The sequence below is a fragment of the Paludibacterium sp. B53371 genome (assembly GCF_018802765.1).
In the GTDB taxonomy this organism is placed as follows: Bacteria; Pseudomonadota; Gammaproteobacteria; order Burkholderiales; family Chromobacteriaceae; genus Paludibacterium.
Genome location: NZ_CP069163.1, coordinates 2,434,506 through 2,456,261 on the forward strand (window position 1 = coordinate 2,434,506; position 21,756 = coordinate 2,456,261).

General features: G+C 60.2%; 22 protein-coding genes and 1 tRNA gene. 7 read left to right on the forward strand and 16 right to left on the reverse strand.

Features of this window, described 5'->3' with window-relative positions; genetic code table 11:
• The first annotated feature begins 83 nt into the window (after positions 1-83).
• Positions 84-1,601 (forward strand): TolC family outer membrane protein, encoded by a 1,518-nt coding sequence (locus JNO51_RS11645; RefSeq protein WP_215777358.1) that lies wholly within the window; start codon positions 84-86, stop codon positions 1,599-1,601.
• 50 nt (positions 1,602-1,651) lie between these two features.
• Here the strand turns inward: JNO51_RS11645 and JNO51_RS11650 are convergent, their stop codons facing one another.
• Entirely contained in the window at positions 1,652-2,347 is a 696-nt protein-coding gene (locus tag JNO51_RS11650; RefSeq protein WP_215777361.1) for a dienelactone hydrolase family protein, read from the reverse strand.
• Positions 2,348-2,451: 104 nt separating this feature from the next.
• Between JNO51_RS11650 and hemG the strand changes: the two genes are divergently transcribed.
• The gene (gene hemG / locus JNO51_RS11655; protein ID WP_215777363.1) at positions 2,452-3,027 is read left to right on the forward strand and encodes a menaquinone-dependent protoporphyrinogen IX dehydrogenase; all 576 of its coding nucleotides are present in this window, start codon (positions 2,452-2,454) and stop codon (positions 3,025-3,027) included.
• 9 nt (positions 3,028-3,036) lie between these two features.
• On the opposite strand, the gene JNO51_RS11660 is transcribed toward hemG, so the two are convergent.
• The 11 genes from JNO51_RS11660 to JNO51_RS11710 form a co-directional block, all read right to left on the reverse strand.
• Positions 3,037-3,519, reverse strand: a complete 483-nt coding sequence (locus tag JNO51_RS11660; protein ID WP_215777366.1) for a heme-degrading domain-containing protein — start codon at positions 3,517-3,519, stop codon at positions 3,037-3,039.
• Positions 3,520-3,662: 143 nt separating this feature from the next.
• Positions 3,663-4,691 carry a patatin-like phospholipase family protein gene (locus JNO51_RS11665; RefSeq protein ID WP_215777369.1) on the reverse strand — a complete coding sequence of 343 codons (1,029 nt, stop codon included), beginning with the start codon at positions 4,689-4,691 and terminating at the stop codon, positions 3,663-3,665.
• Positions 4,692-4,755: 64 nt separating this feature from the next.
• The gene (locus JNO51_RS11670; protein ID WP_215777372.1) at positions 4,756-5,583 is read right to left on the reverse strand and encodes a formate/nitrite transporter family protein; all 828 of its coding nucleotides are present in this window, start codon (positions 5,581-5,583) and stop codon (positions 4,756-4,758) included.
• 495 nt (positions 5,584-6,078) lie between these two features.
• Entirely contained in the window at positions 6,079-7,545 is a 1,467-nt protein-coding gene (ppx, locus tag JNO51_RS11675; protein ID WP_371822932.1) for an exopolyphosphatase, read from the reverse strand.
• A 170-nt stretch (positions 7,546-7,715) separates the two neighbouring features.
• Entirely contained in the window at positions 7,716-8,420 is a 705-nt protein-coding gene (gene phoU / locus JNO51_RS11680) for a phosphate signaling complex protein PhoU (RefSeq protein WP_215777376.1), read from the reverse strand.
• A 95-nt stretch (positions 8,421-8,515) separates the two neighbouring features.
• Positions 8,516-9,175: a ribose-5-phosphate isomerase RpiA gene (gene rpiA / locus JNO51_RS11685; protein WP_215777379.1), complete on the reverse strand. Its 660-nt coding sequence runs from the start codon at positions 9,173-9,175 to the stop codon at positions 8,516-8,518.
• Positions 9,176-9,260: 85 nt separating this feature from the next.
• Positions 9,261-9,743 (reverse strand): 2-C-methyl-D-erythritol 2,4-cyclodiphosphate synthase, encoded by a 483-nt coding sequence (ispF, locus tag JNO51_RS11690; protein WP_215777381.1) that lies wholly within the window; start codon positions 9,741-9,743, stop codon positions 9,261-9,263.
• Positions 9,740-10,423 (reverse strand): 2-C-methyl-D-erythritol 4-phosphate cytidylyltransferase, encoded by a 684-nt coding sequence (gene ispD / locus JNO51_RS11695; protein WP_215777384.1) that lies wholly within the window; start codon positions 10,421-10,423, stop codon positions 9,740-9,742. The genes ispF and ispD overlap by 4 nt, the downstream gene beginning before the upstream one ends.
• The gene (gene dnaQ, locus JNO51_RS11700) at positions 10,420-11,139 is read right to left on the reverse strand and encodes a DNA polymerase III subunit epsilon (RefSeq protein ID WP_215777386.1); all 720 of its coding nucleotides are present in this window, start codon (positions 11,137-11,139) and stop codon (positions 10,420-10,422) included. The genes ispD and dnaQ overlap by 4 nt, the downstream gene beginning before the upstream one ends.
• Positions 11,140-11,174: 35 nt before the next feature.
• The gene (rnhA, locus tag JNO51_RS11705) at positions 11,175-11,615 is read right to left on the reverse strand and encodes a ribonuclease HI (protein ID WP_215777388.1); all 441 of its coding nucleotides are present in this window, start codon (positions 11,613-11,615) and stop codon (positions 11,175-11,177) included.
• Positions 11,612-12,343 (reverse strand): methyltransferase domain-containing protein, encoded by a 732-nt coding sequence (locus tag JNO51_RS11710; RefSeq protein ID WP_215777391.1) that lies wholly within the window; start codon positions 12,341-12,343, stop codon positions 11,612-11,614. The genes rnhA and JNO51_RS11710 overlap by 4 nt, the downstream gene beginning before the upstream one ends.
• A gap of 21 nt (positions 12,344-12,364) precedes the next feature.
• Between JNO51_RS11710 and gloB the strand changes: the two genes are divergently transcribed.
• Complete coding sequence (gloB, locus tag JNO51_RS11715) at positions 12,365-13,135, forward strand: hydroxyacylglutathione hydrolase (RefSeq protein WP_215777393.1); 771 nt, start codon at positions 12,365-12,367, stop codon at positions 13,133-13,135.
• 416 nt (positions 13,136-13,551) lie between these two features.
• Complete coding sequence (locus tag JNO51_RS11720) at positions 13,552-15,411, forward strand: LysM peptidoglycan-binding domain-containing protein (protein ID WP_215777395.1); 1,860 nt, start codon at positions 13,552-13,554, stop codon at positions 15,409-15,411.
• 59 nt (positions 15,412-15,470) lie between these two features.
• Here the strand turns inward: JNO51_RS11720 and JNO51_RS11725 are convergent, their stop codons facing one another.
• Entirely contained in the window at positions 15,471-16,232 is a 762-nt protein-coding gene (locus JNO51_RS11725; protein ID WP_215777397.1) for an ABC transporter substrate-binding protein, read from the reverse strand.
• Between the two features lie 58 nt (positions 16,233-16,290).
• A complete protein-coding gene (dtd, locus tag JNO51_RS11730) occupies positions 16,291-16,743 on the reverse strand; it encodes a D-aminoacyl-tRNA deacylase (protein WP_215782716.1) in 453 nt (150 codons plus the stop codon).
• Positions 16,744-16,821: 78 nt separating this feature from the next.
• On the opposite strand from dtd, the gene yaaA reads away from it, so the two are divergent.
• The 3 genes from yaaA (at position 16,822) to JNO51_RS11745 (ending at position 20,930) form a co-directional block, all read left to right on the forward strand.
• Complete coding sequence (gene yaaA / locus JNO51_RS11735) at positions 16,822-17,598, forward strand: peroxide stress protein YaaA (RefSeq protein ID WP_215777399.1); 777 nt, start codon at positions 16,822-16,824, stop codon at positions 17,596-17,598.
• 1,036 nt (positions 17,599-18,634) lie between these two features.
• Entirely contained in the window at positions 18,635-20,563 is a 1,929-nt protein-coding gene (locus JNO51_RS11740) for an OPT family oligopeptide transporter (RefSeq protein WP_215777402.1), read from the forward strand.
• Positions 20,564-20,576: 13 nt separating this feature from the next.
• The gene (locus tag JNO51_RS11745; protein ID WP_215777404.1) at positions 20,577-20,930 is read left to right on the forward strand and encodes a PqqD family peptide modification chaperone; all 354 of its coding nucleotides are present in this window, start codon (positions 20,577-20,579) and stop codon (positions 20,928-20,930) included.
• 125 nt (positions 20,931-21,055) lie between these two features.
• Here JNO51_RS11745 and JNO51_RS11750 read toward each other — a convergent pair.
• Both JNO51_RS11750 and JNO51_RS11755 read right to left on the reverse strand, forming a co-directional pair.
• Positions 21,056-21,132 (reverse strand) — tRNA-Met (locus tag JNO51_RS11750).
• 333 nt (positions 21,133-21,465) lie between these two features.
• Positions 21,466-21,651 carry a hypothetical protein gene (locus JNO51_RS11755; protein WP_215777406.1) on the reverse strand — a complete coding sequence of 62 codons (186 nt, stop codon included), beginning with the start codon at positions 21,649-21,651 and terminating at the stop codon, positions 21,466-21,468.
• Positions 21,652-21,756 lie beyond the last annotated feature (105 nt).

The following is a 21,756-nucleotide window of genomic DNA, read 5'->3' on the forward strand; positions in this document are numbered from 1 at the left end:
ACAAAACGCGATTTCAGCACGGCATAATAGTGTAAAGTGCTTACGCGATGACATGCACGTATGAGGCGTTCTGAATGAATTGTATGCGAAATCCCCTGGGCTTGTTGGTCTCTGTCGCGCTGGGCGGGCTGGCGCTGTATAGCCCGGTGGCACTGGCGATCGGACTGAACGATGCGGTGCAGAGTGCGATCGTCAACCATCCGGAAGTGCTGCAGAAATTGCACGAGTTCCGCAGCCTGGAACAAGACGCCAACGTCCCGCGGGCAGACTTCTTTCCGACCGTGGATGTCAGCTATCAGGCCAATCGGCAGAAATTCGACTACTCGCCGGCATCGGGGGTGACGCCGCAGCATTACACCACGCGTGGCTGGTCGGTGAATGTGAACCAGAATCTGTTCCAGGGGCTGCAAACCATCAACCAGGTCCGCCAGCTCGGCTATGAAAGTCAGGCCAGCTATTTCGGCTTTCTGGAAACCACCGAAAACATCGCCTTGCAGACCTTGCAGGCCTACCAGGATGTCCTGCTGTATCGACAGCTGGTCCAGATCGCCAAAGACAACTACGCCATTCATAAAGGCATCCTGAACCAGATCGCGCAACGTGTTCAGGCCGGCGTCGGTCGCCGGGTCGACCTGGAGCAGGCGGCAGGTCGTCTGGCTCTGGCGGAAACCAATCTGATTACCGATAACGCCACCTTGCAGGATGCCAATACCCGCTTTACCCGTCTGACAGGCCAGATGCCGCCGGCGGAAATGAATGAGGTGCCGTCCCTGAGTGCGGCACTGCCCGCCGAGTCGGCCCTGATGGCCAATGCCATCCACCACAGCCCGGGTTATCTCGCCGCCATCGCCACCCTGCACTCGGCCCAGGCGGAGCTGAATGTCCGTCGCGGCGCCTTCGCGCCCACGCTGAATCTGCAACTGAGTAAATCACCGACTGAAAGCTACAACGGCTACCAGGGGCGCACCAACCTGTCCTCCGCGGCGGTGATTTTCAGCGTCAACCTGTTCCGCGGCGGGGCCGACAAGGCAAGACTCGGCTCGGCGGCAGAGAAGCTGAATGCCTCGCTGGATCAGCGCGAACTCGCCTGCCGCAACTTGCGCCAGACGCTGGGACTGGCCTGGGACAACGTCCTCAAGTACAAGGCACAGATGGCGTCGCTGCTGCAGCACCAGCTGTCGACGGAAAAAGCCCGGAATGCCTACCGCAAGCAGTTTGATATCGGACAGCGGACCTTGCTTGATGTGCTGGACAGCGAGAACGAGCTGTTCACGGCGCAACGCAATTACCTGGCAGCACAATCGCAGTATGTGGTCGCCCAGGCCAATGTGCTGAGCAATAGTGGCGGCCTGCTGGCGGCACTCAAGCTCAAACCGCTGGATGAGAGCCAGCCGGGCAAGGCGGCCAGCGAAGAAGACCTGACCAGCTGTGACAGTCATTTCGAGGCACCCAAGATGGTCGATGTTCAGGCCATCCCCGCGCGTCAGCTGAGTAATCCCGCCGGTGACGACGGCACCGATGACAATCCGTTGCCGGGCCTGCCGCCCTCACCGGGTACGGATGCGACCCGCAAGCCCGTCATCATCCAGCAAGCCAAATAAAGCAACGCCGCGCATACAGCGCGGCGTTTTTTCTTGTCCGGCCCAGGGCCTTACAGCTGTCCGGCCAGGAACTGCAGGGTACGCCCCTGGGCCAGGGCGGCATCTCGCTGACGGTACATCGGCCGCCCCCAGCAATTGAAGCCGTGTTCTGCCTGCGGGTAATCAAAGAAGGTGGCGTTGCTGCGCCCCTGGAAGGCCTGTTTGATCTGGTCGACCTGATCTTGCGTGATGTGACTGTCCAGACCGCCATGATGGAACAGCACCGGCTGGGTCAGCTCGGCGGCCAGCGCCAGGTGCTGGGCAATGCCGCCGCCGTAATAGGCGACGATGGCATCGGCCTTGGCCAGGATGCCGCCATGATAGGCCAGCAAGCCCCCCAGGCAGAAACCCAGTGTGGCCACTTTGCCGTCCAGTTGCGGCAGGCTGCGCAGATGTGCCACGGTGGCGGCCACGTCTGCCGCAGCCTTCGCCTTGTCGACCTGGCCATAGAGTTCGAAGGCCCGGGCGGAACCGGCCTGATCATAATCCAGCGACAGATGCGGCTGCTGGCGCCAGAAGATGTCGGGGGCCAGCACCACGAAGCCAGCCAGGGCATATTGCTCGGCCACGGCCCGAATGTGCTCGTTGACGCCCCAGATTTCCTGAATCAGGACAATGCCCGGCCCGCGGCCGGTCGGGGGCCGGGCCAGGTGAGCGGAAAAACTGTCGCCTTGTGGCGTGTTGATGGTGATCCAGTTGGCACTCATGCTTTCTCCTTGCTGCTTGATGGGCTTCACGACGACTGACTCAGGACAATGGCCATCGCCGGCAGGCTGGTTATGATTTTGTGTTCCTGTGCCGGAGATGCGCCATGCCAAATGTTTTGATTGTATATGCCTCGACCGATGGCCACACCGAAAAGATCTGCCGGCATATCGGACTGCGCCTGCAGGCCAGCGGGCATGACGTCACGCTGGCGAGCATCGGCGAAGCCCCCGGCCCGAACGGCTATCAGGGGCTGCTGCTGGGGGCGGCCATCCGCTATGGTCGACATCAGCCGGCCGTCCGCACGTATCTCAGCGACCATGCCGCCACGCTGCAGGCCATGCCCTGTGGCCTGTTCTCCGTCAACCTTTCTGCGCGCAAACCGAATCGCGCCACTGTCGCCGACAACCCCTATCTGCGCCGACTGCTCCGCCAGCTTGGCTGGCAACCCGCCCTGCTGGCCGTACTGGCCGGCAAACTCGATTACCCACGCTATCGCTGGGCAGACCGGCAAATGATCCGATTGATCATGTGGCTGACGGGCGGTCCCACCGACCCGCAGTGCGTGCATGACTTTACCGACTGGCAGGCAGTAGAGGCATTGGCGGCGAATTTTGCTCAGGCAGTGGCCGGGACAAAAAAAAGCACCGTCTGCCAACGCAGTACGGTGCCATCGCCATAAGGCCGGATATCAGGCGCTGATGGCTTCGCGGCCGAGCAATTCGGCCAGGACTTCGACAATCATGCTGTGGTCTTCACGCTGCTCCATGCCGGAAACGACAATCGAGCCGATATAGCCGGTATGCGAGACAGTGATCGGGAAACCGCCACCATGGCAGGCGTAATCACGGACCGGCAGCCCCATTTTCTGCTCCAGCGTTTCCCCCCCGAGACGATTCTGCAAACCGACGGCATAGGAGCTGCGGCGGGTCAGTTCCACCACATTGCGCTTGCGGCGCGCCCAGTCGGCATGCGCCGGGGTCGTGCCCGGCATGGCATGGTAGAACAGGATTTCATCACCGCGGCGAATATCGATCACCACGGCCGCGCCACGCTTCTGGGCGGCGGCACGCAGGGCAACACCGAGCTCCCATGCCGCAGCGGCATCAAAGCGCGGAAAAACCAGTTCGACTTCCTGGCGCAGAATTTTCTGCAACTCTTGATCAAGTCCCATTTCACTCTCCGGACACCCTCGGGTGCCACTGTCAGATAATGTGCGACAAGCAGACGCAATGCAAAAAGAATATCACGCATAACTAATAGACAGCAATAACGTGACCGTTTTGCCTGAAAAACCTGCGCTTATCTCGCCCGGACTCACTCGAAGAACAGGTGGTGGATATCGACACTGGCCTGGTGCCCGACCTGCCGGCCATGCTGTGCCAGCCACTGCTGGGCACGCTGGCGGCCGGCATCGCGCAGCCAGAGCAGGAAAGGCGTATGTGCCAGTGCTTTGCTGGCGGCATCCAGCTCAGTCAGCAGGTCATCGGCCTCGATCAGGTGAAAACGCGTCGCCAGCAGCCGGCGCTCCAGCTTGCCCTTGATCGGCCCGGACTCCTGCGCCATCTCGCGCAACAGGGCCAACAGGCGCATCTCGCGCAGAAAGGCACTATTGAAGCCCAGGTTGAGGATGCGCTGGCGAATGTCTTCCGCACTGCGCGGTGTCGTACCGTGCGCCATCGGCGTCAGCAGGATCAGCAGAATGTCATCGGCACGGCAGTAGCGAATCAGCGGGAAGACGGCCGGATTGGCGGCAAAGCCACCATCCCAGTAGTCTTCGCCATCGATGCTGACGGCCTGCTGCAGACTGGGCAGGCAGGCGGAAGCCAGCAGCGCGTCGGTCGACAGCTGCTGCTTGTCGAACAGACGCAGGCGCCCGCTGTTGGCCTGGGTCGCGGCGATGTAGATCTTGACCGGCGAGGCCTGGCGAATACGGTCAAAATCGAACAGCTCGTCGATGATGGCCCGCAGCGGGTTGTAGTCGAGCGGATTCAGCTGGTAGGGCGAAAACCAGCGCGAAAATTGCAGGGCCATCTGCAGCCCGGGGGGAATGGACAGATCGTCGCCGGGCATCATGGGCTGCAGCATTTCCGGCGGCAGACTGGCGCCGACACGCAGCCAGAAGGTCTCGAGGGTCGCGCGTGCGGCATCGGGACCACCGCAGGCCAGGCCGTGTGCCACGGCCACGGCGTTCATGGCGCCGGCACTGGTGCCGCTCAGTCCGTCAAAGCGGTACAGCCCGCTGGCCAGCAAGGCATCCAGCACGCCCCAGGTAAAGGCGCCGTGGGCGCCACCGCCTTGCAGCGCCAGGCTGAGGGAGGGTAAGGGAAGACGACGTCCGAACATGCTTGCCCCTCGTTATTGCATCGCAACAAGCATGGCATATGGCCGGACGTCTCACAAGCAAAGATCAGGAACGGGCCAGCGCGACCTCGGGCTTGACGGCAGACGGGCTGGTTTCTTCCAGCGTATCGCGCTCCAGGTAGAAGTTGAGCGCGGCCACGCCGATGGCACCACCGGCGATATTGCCCAGGGTCGCCGGGATCAGGTTGTGCAGGGTCGAGGCCCAGTCGGGCGTAACGCCGGCCGAGGCAAACCAGCTCAGGCTGAAGAATGCCATGTTGGCAATGCTGTGCTCATAGCCGCTGAAGAAGAACACGAACACCAGCAGCATGGTCATGGCCAGCTTGGCCATGTCGTTGGTCAGGCGCAGCGGTACCCAGACGGCCAGGCAGATGATCCAGTTGCACAGCGCGCCCTTGAAGAAAATCGCCCAGCTGTCGGCATGCACCTTGTGACCGATCACATCGAACAGCAGGTGATCGGCCGGCAGGTGAGCCAGGGCCCCGGTCTGGGCATACATCAGCGCCAGCAGCAGCGCACCGACGAAATTGCCGCCGTAGACCAGCAGCCAGCTCTTGGCCAGCTCCGGCCAGCTGACACGGCGCGACAGCACGCCGACGGTCATGTACATGACATTACTGGTAAACAGCTCGGTCTTGCTGACGATGATGGTGCACAGTGCGGTACCGAAGAAGCCGGCACTGGCGGCGTAGTACAGCGGCGAGCCGGCCAGATGCAGTGTCTGCCCAAGCTGCAGGCTGACGATCAGCACCACGGCAATCAGGGCCCCGGCCATGACGGCACTCATGAAATAGCGCAGGGGGGCGGCATTCATGATCTGACGCTTGCGCGCGGATTCAGCAACAACGTAGGGAAGCGGGTGAAGGGTAGCCATAAGATTCCAAGCGCTCCGGATCGGCCGGGCCGATCAAATCAGTGGGTTTCGATGACGAAAAAATATTCCAAAACGAAAAAATACAACCGGAAGGTGCGTTTGCAATCACCAGGAACCATTCATCAACTGGCCTGCAAATCACTATATACATTGATTTTTTGAAAGATTACCCAGATTCAAAAAACAACACATTGATCTCAAACAAACATCTTATGTTCGTTTACGATCATTCCGGTGCGTAAAAAAACCCGCTTTTGCGGGATCTGCTTGCTGACAAAACTTTGTCCGCATCACGGACGCGCCCTTGCAGGGCAAGGGCGGGCATGCGTGCGAATCTTTGATTCGCTCAGCGGGGATTGAATTTCAATGGACAGGCGGGGAAATCAGTCCGTTGGCGACAGGGCCCGGCGGTGCCGGGCCCTGCAAACCGGTCGCCCTCCCCCTTTGCCAACACAGCCTGCCCCGCACCCAAGGGGCAGGATCATGGCTTTCCGGTCAGAGCTGCTGCAACTCCAGCAGGTAGCCAATGTTCTTCCATTGACTGACCTCCTGGCGCAGGGCATTGGCCGTCAGCGGGTTGGCCGCCAGCCAGTCGCGCTCCAGCGTCAGGGTAAAGCCGCGCGGATGGGGCTTGAGATCCAGCCGGCCGGGCAAGGTATTGTCATGGCGACTGCGATAGAACAGCACGGCCATGCGCAGGCAGACGATGGCCACCCACAGCATGCGGTCGTTGATATAGGGCAACAGCTTGCCCATGTCGCCACGGTGGCCCAGCACGATCTGGCCGAGCGCCGTTTGTTCGCGCCGGGAAAAACCGGGCATATCGGCATATTGCAGAATATAGGCCGAGTGCTTGTGATAGGCGGTATGCGCGATCGACAGACCGATTTCATGCAGACGGCCCGCCCAGATCAGCAGCTTGAGCCAGTCCTGGTCCAGATCTTCGCCGCACACCTTGCGGAACAGACTTTCAGCCAGAACGGTTACCCGCTTCATCTGCTCGACATCGACATGGTAGCGGCGGCAGAACTGATTGACCGTGGTTTCGCGCATGTCGTGTTCGCGCTGGCGGCCGAGCAGGTCGTACAGCACCCCGTCGCGCAGCGCCCCTTCGGCCACCGTCATCTTGCTGATTTCCAGCTCCTCGAAGATGCCGATCATGATCGCCAGGCCACCCGGCAATACCGGGGCACGATCTGCTTTCAGGCCATTGAGCGTGATGTTCTTCACATGGCCGCGCCGCAGCATCTCGGCACGCAGCTGCTCCATGCCTTCCAGGGTGATGTCCGCCGGGGTGTAATCATTGATTTCGAGGATGTCGCGCAGCGAACGGGCCGTGCCGGAAGTCCCGACCGCCAGTTGCCACTCTTCCGGCCGGAAGGCGTGACGAATGCGCTGGATTTCGTTGCGTGCCGCCAGGGTGGCATCACGAAACTGGCTTTTGCCCAGCTTGCCGTCAGGGAAGAAGCGCAGGCTGTAGCTGACGCAGCCCAGCGGCAGGCTTTCCGTCACCAGGGCGCGATACTGGCTGCCGATGATGAACTCGGTCGAGCCGCCGCCGATATCGACCACCAGACGACGCTCGCGGGTCGCCGGCAGGGAGTGGGCCGCCCCCAAATAGATCAGACGGGCCTCTTCGCGGCCGGCGATGATTTCGATCGGAAAACCGAGCAGGGTTTCGGCCCGCTCGATGAAAGCCGGGGCATTCTTCGCCACGCGCAGGGTATTGGTACCGACCACGCGCACCTGACCGGGGGCGAAGCCGCGCAGGCGCTCGCCAAAGCGGGCCATGCAGGCCAGCGCGCGCTGCTGGGTATCATCGTCGAGCACCTTGTCTCGCCCGAGGCCGGCGCCCAGACGCACGGTTTCCTTCAGGGCATCCAGGGTATAGAGCTGATCGTCGACCAGGCGCGAGATTTGCAGCCGGAAGCTGTTCGACCCCAGGTCGACCGTCGCCAGCACGTCGTAAGAAGGTTGTGATTCGGTAGTCAAGGCAGCCCCTTCGGCGGAGGGTTTGGTGAATACCCCATGCCGGGGCATATCTTCATCATATAAGCATAAAAAAAGCGGCAACCGAATGTTACCGCTGTTTTGCCGAGGCCGTCACCCCTGTGTTTAGTACGTCGTCGTCATCAGACGCCCGTCGCTGCATTCAGCTTGGCTTCCGGCGGCAGGTGACGGATATCCGTCCCCTTGACCAGATAGACCACATACTCGGAGATATTGGTGGCATGGTCACCGATACGCTCGATGGCCTTGGCCATGAACAGGGTATCGATCGACATGCTGATGGTGCGCGGGTCTTCCATCATGAAGGTAATCAGCTGGCGCAGCTCGGCATTGAAATCGTCGTCCAGACGGCGATCTTCGCGCTCCAGCTCCTCGGCTGCACTGACATCCATGCGGGCAAAGGCATCCAGTGCGCGACGCACCATGCCCAGCGCCACCTCGGCCATCTTGCGGATCTCACGGAAGCGCGGCACCTGATAACGTTCGGTCTGGTAAATGGTCTTGCCCATGCGCGCGATTTTCTGCGCCTCGTCACCGATCCGCTCCAGATCGGTAATGGTCTTGATGACCGTCATCACCATGCGCAAGTCACTGGCCGCCGGCTGGCGGCGGGCAATGATGTGGGTGCAGTCGTCGTCAATGGAGACTTCCATGGCGTTGACCTGGGTATCCTGATCCACCACCTTCTGCAGCTTCTCGATATCGCCGGCCATCAGCGCCTCGATCGCCGAGCGGATCTGCTGCTCGACCAGGCCGCCCATCTGCAGCACGCGCGTACGCACGTTTTCCAGCTCGAGATCAAACTGTTTGGAAGTATGTTCAGCCATTTACGCCTCATGCATTTGAAACTGATAAACGCGGATTTTAAACCGGCCAGATGACAGTCAGATGACAGTTCATGCTGGCCGGATCAACAGCGAGATTACTTGAGAATTTCCACACCGCTCTGGCGGCCGAGTACCAGCACGTCGGCACGACGTTTGGCAAACAGGCCGTTGGTGACGACACCGGCGATCTGGTTGAGGGTCTCTTCCAGTTCGACCGGTTTGCTGATTTTCAGGCCGTGCACGTCCAGAATGATGTTGCCGTTGTCAGTGACAAAATCCTTGCGCAGCTCCGGATGTCCGCCCAGGCGCACCAGTTCGCGCGCAACATAGCTGCGCGCCATCGGCACCACCTCGATCGGCAGCGGAAACTCGCCGAGCATCTCGACATATTTGTTTTCGTCGGCGATGCAGATGTATTGATCGGCCGCGGCCGCCACGATCTTTTCGCGCGTCAGCGCACCGCCGCCGCCCTTGATCATGTGCAGGTAGTGATTGATCTCGTCGGCGCCATCGATGTAGACCGGGAGCTGATCGACGGTATTCAGGTCGTAGACCGGAATGCCGTGCGCCTTGAGCCGCTCGGTACTGGCGTTGGAGCTGGAGACCGCTCCCTTGAGCCGGCCCTTGATGCTGGCCAGCTCATCGATGAACAGATTGACGGTGCTGCCGGTGCCGACGCCGATGATGGCTTCGTCCGGGATGAATTCCAGGGCCTTTTTGGCCACTGCAAGCTTGAGCTGGTCTTGGGTCAACATTCAACAATCTCCCGTAATGTGTTCATGTTATGACAGGACTGTACTTCATTATCCCAGATGAATGAAAAAAGGCATATGTCGCAGGTCATGCGCGTTGCAGCAAACAGATGGCCTGGGTCTCGATCGCTTCCTGGCGGCCAAGATAACCCAGTTTCTCATTGGTCTTGCCCTTGACATTCACGCAGGCCGGATCGAGCGCCAGAATGGCGGCAATCCGCCCGCACATGGCATCGATATGTCCGGCCAGCTTCGGCGCCTGGGCAATCACGGTGGCATCGACATTCACCAGCTGCCAGCCGGCGGCACGCACCCGGGCATAGGCTTCCTGCAGCAGCTTGGCACTGTCCGCACCGCGAAAGCGTTCGTCGGTATCGGGGAAGTGACGACCGATATCCCCCAGGCCGGCCGCGCCCAGTACGGCATCGGTGATGGCATGCAACAGGGCATCGGCATCCGAGTGCCCCAGCAGGCCGTGATCATGGGCGATTTCAATGCCACCCAGCATCAGAGGGCGACCCGGCACCAGCCGGTGCACATCATAGCCTTGTCCGACACGCCAGTCCGTCATGATTTTCTTGCCTCCAGAATGGCCCGCGCCAGCGGCAGATCACGTGGCCAGGTCACCTTGAAATTGCTGGCATCCCCCTCCACCAGCACCGGCTTGAGTCCCAGGCGCTCGATGGCCGACGCTTCATCGGTCACCCCGTCGCCCAGCTCCCCGGCCAGGGCATGGGACAGCGTACCGGCCCGGAACATCTGCGGGGTCTGTGCCAGCCACATCCCCTGGCGGGGCAGGGTCATGGCCACGCGTCCCTCGCGGTCGGCACGCTTGACGGTATCGGGTACCGGCATGGCCAGCAGGCCGCCGACCGCATCATCGCCGACCTGACTCAGCAGCCGCTCGACCATGGCCACCGACAGACAGCAACGTGCGGCGTCGTGCACCAATACCCAGTCTTCAGCGCTCAGCTGCAGCGCCTCCAGGCCGTTGCGTACCGTCAGGGCACGCGATGCGCCACCAACACGATGGACGGACAGCTTGGGCAAATCCCACTGGTAGTCGTCAAACCACTCGTCACCGGGCGAGAGAATCAGCACCACCTGTTCGATGGCCGCTACCTCGCACAGGGTGGCCAGCGTGTACCACATCAGCGGGCGGCCACCCAGCTGCAGATATTGTTTCGGGCAGGCGGCACCGAAACGCGAGCCGTTGCCGGCGGCGGGCACCAGGGCCACATAGCGTGTCATGCCGTCCCCTCCCCGCCTTCCAGCGTCCGCCACAGACAGGCGCCCTTGACGATTTTGTCCAGATCATCGAGATAGCGCTGATGTTCGGCCAGCTCGGCGTCATCGGCGCGCAGCACCGACAAAGGCTTGCGCTCGAAACCTTCGCTGTGCATTTGCAGGTCCTGGCCATCATCCAGCTCGATGTCCATGACCAGGCTTTCCTGCCCGCGCGTCATCGACAGATAGACTTCGGCCAGCAGCTCGCAGTCGATCAGGGCGCCGTGCAGTGTCCGATTGGAACGATCGATGTCAAAGCGGTCGCACAGGGCATCCAGGCTGTTGCGCTTGCCGGGAAACTGATCCCGCGCCATGGCCAGGGTATCGATGACACTGCTGCAGAGCTGCTTGACCGGCTCGATGCCGATGCGCTCGAATTCGGCGTTGAGGAAGCCGACGTCAAATGGTGCATTGTGGATAATCAGTTCGGCACCGCGAATGAACTCCACCACCTCGCGACCGCTGGAGGAAAAGCGCGGCTTGTCCGCCAGGAAGTCGAGCGATATGCCATGCACGCGCTCGGCGTCCGGATCGATGGCCCGGTCGGGATGGAAATACAGATGCAGATGCCGCCCGGTCAGTTTGCGGTTGATCATTTCCAGACCGGCAAACTCGATGATGCGATGGCCCTGCGAGGGTTCGAGACCGGTGGTTTCGGTATCGAGGATGATTTGTCTCATGCGATGCACCTGCGCTGCCGCCCGGCGGCAGAAAATTACAAAATGGACTCGACGCCGCGGTTGGCCAGTTGGTCCGCCCGCTCATTGAATTCGTGGCCGGCATGGCCCTTGACCCAGCGCCACTCGACCTGGTGCCGCTCACGGGCGGCATCGAGCAGTTGCCACAGGTCGGCGTTTTTCACCGGTTCCTTGCTGGCGGTTTTCCAGCCACGTTTTTTCCAGTTGTGGATCCACTCGCTGATGCCGTTCTTGACATACTGGGAGTCGGTATAGACCACGACACTGCAGGGACGGGTCAGGGCCTGCAGGCCCGCAATGACCGCCCGCAGCTCCATGCGGTTATTGGTGGTGTCCGGTTCGCCGCCGAACAGCTCTTTTTCCTGTCCGTTATAACGCAGCAGTGCGCCCCAGCCGCCCGGTCCGGGATTCCCCTTGCAGGCGCCGTCGGTATAAATCTCTACCTGATGTTGTGTCATGCGATCTTGTCTGATTGCTTGGATACCGGTTGATGGTGGTCCTTGCCGGCCACCATCAGTCCGGCTTTGGTCTTGCGCCACTTGGGCATGATCAGGCGCATGCCGCGACGCCGCTTGACGGCCTCGATGCCATAAACCCCCGCGGCCAGCGGCCACCAGCGGTCACCGGCCGACTCCATGAAGCGGCAGTTCTCCAGCCAGTCGGTGCGCTCGAAGGGGGGAGCATAGGCCAGAAAAGCGCCCCCGCCCGGCTCGAGTTCGAGCAGGGCCAGCCAGTCCTTGATGCGCGGCAGCGGCAGGAAGTTGCCGCTCCAGGGCGAATAAAACCGCCCCTGTATCATGCGGCGCACGCCCCAGAGCGAGACCGGATTGAAACCGGTCAGCACCAGGCGGCCATCCGGCATCAGCACCCGCTCGGCCTCACGCAGCACCTGATGCGGCTGATCGGTAAAATCGAGCACATGCGGCAGCGCCAGCAGGTCCAGACTGGCGCTGGCAAACGGCAGCTGCGCCGGATCACAGACGACCTGAGCCCCCGGGTCCCGGCCGGCATGGCATTGCCAGGGGATACGGTTTTCGCGTAAAAAATCGACCTGCGGCACCCCGATCTGCACGGCATGATAGCCGAACACATCGGCCACGGCACGATCGAAATACGTCTGCTCCTTTGCCAGCAGATACCGGCCCAGCTCGCTTTGTGTCAGCCACTGGGAAAATGACTTGATCATCGCGAAAGGTCTCTGATCACCATGCTTGTGCTCTCTCCTGTCTCGGCGTTTTCCGACAATTATATCTGGGTTTTACACAACGGGTCGGACGCCCTTGCGGTGGACCCGGGCGATGCGCGCCCCCTGCTGGCATTTCTGCAGCAACAACAGTTGCAACTGCAGACCGTCCTGATCACACACCGCCACGACGATCATGTCGGCGGTCTGCCGATGCTGCGCAATCATTTTCCCGCCATGCAGCTGATCGGCCCCGCCACCCTGCCCGGCGTCGACCTGGCCGTCGATCACGGCCGACAGATCCGGGCCCTGGGCCTGGACATTGCCGTCATGGCGGTACCGGGCCATACCCTGGACCATCTGGCCTATTACGCTGCCCCCTGGCTGTTCTGTGGCGACACCCTGTTCGGCGCCGGCTGTGGCCGTCTGTTCGAGGGCAGTCCTGCCCAGATGGCCGCCTCGCTGAGCCAGCTGGCCGGCCTGCCGCCGGAAACCCTGGTGTGCCCGGCGCACGAATATACCTTATCCAACCTGCAATTCGCCAAGCACATTGAGCCATTCAACCAAGATATAAATCAAAGACTTGCCAATGATCAGGCTCGACGGAATCAGGCTCAGCCGACATTACCTTCGCGACTCTCGCTTGAATTGGCGACAAATCCATTTTTGCGCTGCCACACACCGTCTATACGCGAGCAGATTGAACGGCGGGAAAACAGGAAAATGGACAGCGAGGTTGAAATATTCGCGGCATTGCGCCGCTGGAAAGACGGCTTCAAAAGCCAAGATGTTTGATCTCCTGCCGAGCCGGACACAAGAGCGCCCCGCTCCCCTCCGGCCCCCTCCCTGCCAGAAAGCCAGGCAGGAAAAGGCTTTGGCCCGGACTCCGCGCCGGTCGGCCCGCGCCTGGAGGCCCGCGCAGGCAAATCACGGTGATTTGTACAATTTTGCCGCAGACCACCGGTTAATCTGTGAAGCAGGTTAAACAGCCAAACGAGAATATTTCTTAAGTTGTCCGAAGCAAATTGACGCCCTCGGCGAGGGTATATTTATCGGATAAATACCACACTTTTAATGATGGAATGCCCGTCCTGCTTGCTATTGCGCCAGCAGATGCTAAAACCTTATGAAATTGTTTGCATTTTTCAGGTTGACACACCCATTTACGGTGGTTAGCATCGGCCAAAAATGAGAGATTCTGGGCCCGCCAAATGAAAAGATTCAAACCGTTGGCACTTGCTTTGTCGTTGCTCTTTGCCGCCTCCGGGGCCGCAAAGGCGGCAGCAGACACGCCGCCGCTGGCAGCCGGTGCCGACCAGGGGCTGGCCGCCGGGCTGGAAATGATGCTGCAAAACGCCAGCATGCTGCGAAACGGCAACAATGTCTGGGAGCGATTGCGCCAGGGTTTCCAGATGCCGGAAGTCAATGACAGCCTGATCAAACGCCAGACCGCCTACTACGCCAGCCACCCCGACGCCTTCAAACGCACCCTCAGCCGTGGTCACAAGTACCTGTTCTACATCCTGAGCGAAGTTGAACGCCGCGGCATGCCGACTGAAATTGCCCTGCTGCCCATGGTGGAGAGTGCCTTCAAGCCCTCCGCCACTTCACCGGTTGGTGCCGCCGGACTCTGGCAATTCATGCCGATGACGGGCCGTCAGTATGGTCTGGAGCAGACCTGGTGGTATGACGGTCGCCGCGATGTCACCGCCGCGACCAATGCCGCACTGGATTATCTGCAAACCTTGTATGCCCAGTTCGGTGACTGGAGCTTTGCGCTCGCCGCCTACAACTGGGGGGAGGGCAACCTGGCCAAGTCCATTGCCCGGACTCAGGCAGCCGGCTTGCCGGTCACCTATGAAAACGTCCGCATGCCGGCCGAGACCCGCAGCTACGTACCGAAGCTGCTGGCCATCCGCGATTTGCTGGCCGATCCGGCCAGTTACGGCGTCCGTCTGGACAAATTCCCCTACAAGCCCTATTTCGTCGCGGTCAGCCCTGGCCGCCACATGGACATCGATCTGGCGGCTCGTCTCGCCGGCATTTCGGTCAGCGAATTCATGGAGCTGAACCCGGCCTTCAATCTGCCGGTGTTTGCCTACAAGACCGGGCGCCAGATGCTGCTGCCCACGCATGCCGTTGATCGCTTCCAGGCCAACCTGGCCAAATGGGACAAACCTTTGCTGAGCTGGCAGGTGTACACCCCGAGCGGCGACGAGTCGGTCGTCGATCTGGCCGGTCGTACCGGCATGAGCAGCGCGCAGCTGCTCAGTGTCAACCACCTGAGCAGCAGTACTCTGCCGGCAGGTCGCCCGGTACTGATTTCGATGAAGAGTGGCGTCAATGACCTGCAGCCTCTGCCGGTCGCCGACACCCAGCTGGCGATGAACGAACCGGCCACGACAACTGACGCTGCGCCGCAGGCCGTCAATGTCGCGCCGCCGGTCAAGGCCACGCCGCCGCTGCTGGTCGCTCAGGCCACCAGCCCGGCGCCGGTCAGCGTGGTCCCGTCAGCAAACGTCAGCAGCCCGGCCCCCGCCGCCGCAAGCGCCCCGGCCCGGGTCGCCACGACGGATGCCATTGCAGCGCTGGCCGCTGAGCCTGTCTCCCCCCCCTCTGACAACCCCGGCAGCAACCGGCCGGCCAGCCCGAACGTGATCCGCGTGGCCATGGCCGATCCGGTTCCGCAGATGGCACAGGCATCGGCCAGCCAGCACATCGTGGCGCCCGGCGATACCCTCTACAACATCGCTCGCCGCAACAACCTGTCCGTGTCCGACCTCAAGCTGCTCAATGGCCTGACCAGCAACAATGTCCGCCTTGGGCAAGTGTTGCAGCTGAAATCCCGCGCCAGTCAGCAGGTCAGCGACAATGTCGCCGACAAGGCCGTCACGCTCGGCAACAGCCAGGCCTCGGCACAACCGGCACAGTATGTGGTGCAGCGTGGTGATACGGTCTACAGCATCGCCCGGCGCTTCGGCATTGACCGGACCCAGCTGCAAAAGCTGAACGACCCCGATCAGCTCAACAGACTGCACCCAGGTCAGGTCGTGGTCATCAACGGCCTGTGACCCGCCGGTCGGCGCAACAAAAAAGGACTGCCTGGCAGTCCTTTTTTGTTGGCGGCGCCTCAATGCGGCAGGCCGGCCAGATAATCGGCAGTAAACCGATCGACATCGATTTGCCTCAAGCCGGCAGAAAAGCGGTCGGCCAGCTTTTGTCCGCGGCTCTCCCGCTTGAAGCAGACATACAAGCCCTGTACCTGCAGCGGCGGCTCCATGGTCTGCACCTTGCTGCCGATGCCGGCCAGTCGGGCGCTGTTGCTCAGCAGCCATTGCATCACATAACGATCGATGATGATCAGATCCACCCGGCCATGCACCAGCTTGACCAGATTCTGCTCATCGGAGGCGGCCACATCGACGCGCTGCACGCCCTTGGCCACATTGGCATCAAAGGCCTCGGTATTGTTGTAGCCGTTCACCACCCCCACCAGATAATGCCGCAGATCCGTCACCCCGCGCACGAGGTAGTCTTTGCCTGTGCGCTTGGCCAGCACCACCGGGCTCTCGCCGGCGCGCTCCGACAGGAAACAGTTGCGGCGCACGGCTGGCGAGACATACTCCGGGAAATAGCCGTCAAAACGCGGATCGTGCAGCCCCTTGTAGACCGCCGAGTTCCAGGGCAGGGTCACCACCTCCAGCCGATAGCCCGACAGACGCAAGGCCTCGCGCACCAGGGCCGTATTGAATCCCCCGGCCGGCAAGGCTGCACTGTTATACGGCGGCCACTCCAGCGTGGCCAGTCGAACCAGACGCGCAGGATCGGCCGATGCGGCAGTCATCAGCGACAGCCCGCAGCAAAGCAGCACACGGCGCAGATATCGGGTCATGGCGGTCCATCCGGGCGATGACTTCAAGTATGGCATACCAATTTGAAATTCAATATTTCTAGTCTTTCTGCCGGGTATCCAGCCAAATGGTCACCGGCCCGTCATTGACCAACGCCACCTGCATGTCAGCGCCAAATACCCCCGTCGGTACCGGCCGCCCGAGGACACGGGACATCTCATCGACAAAACGGTTAAACAAAGGCAAGGAAATATCCGGTGCAGCGGCTCGCGAATAGGAAGGACGATTCCCCTTGTGCACACTGGCATACAGGGTGAACTGGCTGACCGCCAGCACATCGCCCCCCACCTCCTGCACAGAACGATTCATCACGCCGGCCTCATCATTGAAGATGCGCAGCTGGCTGATCTTGCGGCACAGCCAGTCGATATCCGCCTCGCCATCCGCCGCTTCAATACCGACTAGCACCAGCAGCCCCGTGCCGATCCGCCCAGTTTCCCGGCCATCGACGGTGACCGAGGCACACGACACCCTTTGCAGCAATGCCCGCATCATTAATCCTTTTTCCAAATCGAAACAGCTTATAGAATGCCAGACAGTTTGCCAGTCAATCCAATGAAGGACCCAACCATGTTAATGGTGATTTCTCCGGCCAAAACCCTGGACTACGATACGCCCGCCCACACTGCACAATTCAGCCAGCCCGAGCTGCTGAACCAGAGCGCGGAACTGATCCGCGTTCTGCGTACCCTGTCTCCGGCTGACCTGGCCGCACTGATGTCGATCAGCGATGCCCTGGCCGTGCTGAATGTCGGTCGCTTCCACGACTGGCAGCCCCCGTTTACCCCGGAAAATGCCAAGCAGGCTGTACTGGCCTTCATGGGTGATGTCTACGAGGGGCTGGATGCCGCCAGTCTGAATGAGCAGCAACTGAGCTGGCTGCAAGATCACTTGCGCATTCTGTCCGGTCTGTACGGTTGCCTGCGGCCGCTGGACCTGATGCAGGCCTACCGGCTGGAAATGGGCACCCGGCTGGCCAATCCGCGCGGCAAGGATCTGTACGCCTTCTGGGGTGAGCAAATCACCGAGCAGCTCAAGGCACGCCTGGCGCAGGACCCGGTGCCGGTGCTGGTCAACCTGGCCTCCAACGAGTACTTCAAGTCGGTCAAAACCGCCAAACTGGGCGTGCGCATCGTCACACCGGTCTTTCAGGATCTGAAGGGGGCGCAGTACAAGGTGGTCAGCTTCCATGCCAAGCGCGCACGCGGCCTGATGGTGCGCTGGGCGGTAGATCACCAGATCGACGATCCGGAGCAACTCAAAGCCTTCGATGCCGAAGGCTATGCTTTCTGCCAGGCCGCGTCTGACGACGATCAGTGGGTTTTCCGCCGCGACCACGCGGGCTGATCGGCATCACCCGCCACACAACATCTGATCGTCCTGACATCCGGTGCCCCCCTCCCGAACCGCCCGATATGCGCCGCGGGCATTTCGCCCCTCGCCGCACCAAGGCAGGCATTGCGCAGCATCCTGCCAAACAATTGATTAATCTGGCCAGATGCTACCAAGGGAGGGGAATCATCTGGTTGATTTCATCGGCGAGCCGCAGAGACAGCAATACGCGGCTTCCATGCAACATAATCAAAAAACGATTTATGTTTTTGCGACATACAGGTTCATTTTTGAGCCATGACAGCAAGGCAGACTGGTACGGCGCAGACACTGCCCCCATCTGTGGAAACCCGGCATGCTCCACGCGCGGATCGGCGCCCGGAAACGGATGATCATCGTGGTCTCGCCCTGTGCAGGGTGAACTTTCAGAGACTGATCCTGTCGGCATGGCGCTGCGTCATGTCACCAACATCTGACATTAATCATATTTCCCGGCCCTCTCGCTGCCGTTCGTGTCAGACAAACGGCCTTCCCTGCCACGACCCCAAGGCAAAAAATTCAAATTTCTCTTTCAAATTCATAAAGTTGCAAAACAACGCATTGACCGTCACGCGCCGCAGGCGGCGGTCTGGTGAAGCGGTGACATTCATGCAAAAAACGCATGCAAAAATTCGCTGGGCGCATTACACGCACGCCTGATCTGACATGGGGAGCCCACAGCGCCTGGCAGCGGAACCGCGGCCGGGTCCGCTACTCGCCGGGCTGGCAGCACGGTCAGCCAATCGACAGGGAAAATTCTTCGCCAAAGGCTGACTGACAGGATTTTCCACGGCTGTCGGAATCGGCCAAAGCGCGTTAGCATCGCACCTGTCCGAAATGGGGTAGTGGCCGTACTCGCTGTCTGCCCCATCACGGCTAGCCAGGCAACACACTGGCACAGGGAAGCTTTACTGATACACAGGTCAGCGGTTCAGCCGTACCAGCCGCTGCCCCAGATGAGATGCCCCTGTCGCCTGGCTCATTCAATTGTTTGGATATCACGGAGTCACAAATGAAAAAAGAGCTGCCGAAAGGTGCATATGGAGGCATGGCCGGTAAGGACTATGTTCCTTACGTCACAGGCACCTCCACGCTCGGTGGAGGCATGGTCGTCTTCATCATCGGTCTGATTCTCGCTGCCGTCTTTGCTGCATCGACGGCTTACTCGGGCATGAAGGCCGGTCTGACCGTCGCGGCGGGGATCCCTGGCGCCATTCTGGGTACCGGTCTGGTGAACATGTTCGCCAGAAAGAACGGCATCCTGGGCAAGAACCTGATTCAAGGTATGTCCAGCGCGGGTGAATCGGTTGCCAGCGGTATGATCTTCGTCCTGCCGTCGATCCTGCTGATCGGCAGTCAGTTCTCCTTCCTCGAAGGCCTGCTGGCCGGTGTGGGCGGTGTACTGTTCGGGATTGGTGTTGCCTCGATCGTTCACAACTACCTGATCGTCGACGAGCATGGCTCGCTGATGTATCCGGAATCGATGGCCATCTCGGAAACCCTGGTGGCATCTGACTCCGGTGGTGAATCGCTCAAGTACATGGGTATCGGCTTCGGCATCGGTGGCGTGATCACCGCCGTGACCAGCGCAGTCTTCGGCTGGGTCAACAATGTCATGAGCTACATTGGCACCCAGGCCTACAAGTACCGCTTCGAAATGGAAGTCAACCCGCTGCTGCTGGGTATCGGCTTCATCGTCGGTCTGAAGATCTCGCTCACCATGTTCGCCGGCTCGATCATGTCGAACTTCGCCATCATCCCGCTGATCGGCTACTTCTCTGACATGGCTGCCCCGGGTCTGATGGTATGGAACAAGGGTCATGTGGCCGTTCAAGGCATGCCGGTTGGCGTCATTGCCAGCTCGTACGTCAAGTACATCGGCGCCGGCATGATGCTGTGCGGTGGCATTATCGGTGCCATCAAGCTGATCCCGGTCATCGTCGGCTCCATCAAGGAAACCCTGGGCGCCAAGACCAGTGCCGGTGACAGCAAGGACACCCAGTTCCTGAAGATCCTGCTGGCCGGTGCCGTGATTTCCTTTGTGGCCGGCTTCGTCGGCTCCGAAGGCAATGTGGCCATGGCCATCATCGGTACCGTACTGTGCCTGATCCTGATGGTACTGTTCGTGATCGTTTCGGGTCGTCTGACCGGTACCATCGGTACCTCCAACCTGCCGGTATCCGGCATGACCATCGCCTCGCTGGTGATCGTCACCATGACCTTCGTCAGCATGGGCTGGCATGGCCTGGCCGACAACAAGGCACTGCTGCTGTTCGGCAGCCTGATCGTTGTGGCCGTCTCCATCGCCGGTGGCTACATGCAGACCCAGAAGGTGACCTACATCATCGGTGGCAGCAAGAACGAAATGCAGCGCTTCTACGCGCTGGCCAGTATCGTTGGTGTCATCGTGGTCGTTGGTACCATCATGGTGCTGTCCAAGCAGCTGGCCAACACGGGCGCGGATGCCCAGTTCGGTCTGCCGCAAGCCAACCTGATGGCCACCCTGACCTCGGGCATCATGTCCGGCAAGCTGCCGTGGGTGATGATCTTCGTCGGTGTGTTCATGGCACTGGTACTGTTCTTCCTGGAACTGCCGATCATGACCATCGCCATCGGTTTCTACCTGCCGATCTCCACCACCTCGATCATCCTGGTGGGTTCGCTGCTGCGCGTGATTGTCGAAAAGACCGCCAAGAGCGAAGCAGAAAAAGATGCCAAGGTGGCGCACGGCGTCAGCCTGTCGTCCGGCCTGGTAGCCGGTGGTTCGATCATCGGTCTGATCGGCATCATCCTGCAGGTATCCGGCATCATCAACCTGAAGGATCCGGTGGGCTTTGTGGCCAGCAATGAAATGGCCATCGTGCTGCTGGCGGTCCTGTGCGTGCTGACGGTTCTGCCGCTGGTACTCGCCAAGACCTCGCATCATCAGGCTGAGAAGTAAGCAGGAGGCGGTCATGGAACACAACAATCCACTGGACGTGGTTTACGAAATCAAGGCCGGACTGGATTACGAGATCGATGACCGCCGCATCGTCACGATCCTGCGCAAGCAGGATCACTGGATCCAGCGTTTCGTACGCAAGCTGAAATTCAAGATTCCGGCTTATCGCCGCACTTCGCTGGATGACCAGGCCAGCCATGCGTTTCTCAGCATTGATGGCACGCGGACGGTGCAGGAAATTGGCGAGCTGATGGCAGCAAGGTTTGGCGATCAGGCCAATCCGCTGTACGAACGCCTGCTGATGTTCCTGAATCACATCGAGAAGAATGAACGCTTCATTGTCCGGAAGGCTGTTCAGCAAGACTGAATGCCCCGCCAGACGAGCAAAGCGGATTGTCCCCGGACAATCCGCTTTTTTCTTGCCTGCCTGCCCTTGCAGAGACACAAAAGCAAAAACCCGTTACGCAAGCGTAACGGGTTTTTTGGAATTCTTGGTTGCGGGGGCAGGATTTGAACCTACGACCTTCGGGTTATGAGCCCGACGAGCTACCAGACTGCTCCACCCCGCGTCAGAAGAAAATCATCTTAACATTGAAGGATCTGACTGTCCAGAAATATCTGGTTTATTTTTACCTGACGTTTACTTGGGCTACATAATCCAGCAACAGTGCCCCCCTATATTGGAGACAGTGACATCGGCTCACCGGATTTCTCGGGAGGCGTGAGGTCGCTTGTTATCTCTCTGCATCCGTAGTAACCCTCTTGTCATGGCCGCCACGCGCGGCCATTTTTTTATCTGTACGACATGAAAATCCCCTCGCGACAGCAGCCGGGAGGGGAGAACGGGATGACGGTTGAAACGGAGGAAAAACCGACGCGGAGCGGTCGGTCGCGACGGTCGCTCAGGCGGCCGCGGAAATGAATGCGTTGGCCGGATACAAGGCCGATGCCAGACCGGAAACCGTACGGAAGGTCACTTCAAACATCTTGCCCACCTGGGAGACGCTGACGACTTCGTAATGAATCACTTCACCGCTGTCGCGATGCTCAAGAATCTTGTGACCGGGTTGCAATTGGCTGATTTTCATATTTCACCTTTTTATTATGGTCCATCAAAAACTGTGTATTTACGATCGTTGAACTCAACGCTTAAACTAATTCGACATCAAGCTTCAAGTCAAGTTCCATTTAGC